This is a genomic window from Colwellia sp. BRX10-9 (assembly GCF_014077405.1).
Lineage (GTDB): Bacteria > Pseudomonadota > Gammaproteobacteria > Enterobacterales > Alteromonadaceae > Colwellia_A.
Genome location: NZ_JACGVV010000097.1, coordinates 1 through 693, shown reverse-complemented (window position 1 = coordinate 693; position 693 = coordinate 1). Strand labels below are relative to the sequence as shown.

At 41.3% G+C, this 693-nt stretch carries 1 protein-coding gene; it reads left to right on the top strand.

Annotated elements, in window-relative coordinates; genetic code table 11:
- A partial coding sequence (locus H4J69_RS19625; RefSeq protein ID WP_182231145.1) for a tandem-95 repeat protein occupies positions 1-693 on the top strand: 693 nt, incomplete at both ends.

The following is a 693-nucleotide window of genomic DNA, read 5'->3' as shown; positions in this document are numbered from 1 at the left end:
TCCGAATGATAACTTTAATGGTGCTGTTCCTCTAATTACTTACATTGTTACTGACGGTGCAGGTGACACTCAGAGTTCTACCCTAACCATTTCAGTAACACCGGTTTCTGATTTAAGTGATGATAATGAAACTGTCACTGTTGCAGAAGATACAACCGCCACAGGCAATGTTTTAGACAATGCAGAAACAGCAGACGGTCCACTAACTGTCACCAGCTTTACTGTTGATGGTAATACGTACAATGCAGGTGACACGGTAAGTCTTGCTGAAGGCGAACTCACTTTAAATGCAGATGGTAGTTATACTTTTATACCGAATGATAACTTTAATGGTGCTGTACCCGTTATTACATATACTGTCACAGATGGTGCTGGTGATACCGAAAGTTCTACGCTAACAATTTCAGTGACACCAGTTTCTGATCTGAGCGATTATAATGAGAATGTCACTGTCGCAGAAGATACAACCGCAACAGGTAATATCCTTGATAATGCTGAAACAGCCGATGGTCCACTCACGGTAACGAGCTTTACGGTTGGTGGGAATACGTATAATGCAGGTGATACCGTTATTCTCACTGAAGGTGAGTTAACTTTAAATACCGATGGTAGTTATACCTTCACACCTAATGATAATTTCAACGGTGCTGTTCCTGTTATTACATATACAGTTACCGATGGTGCTGGTGACAC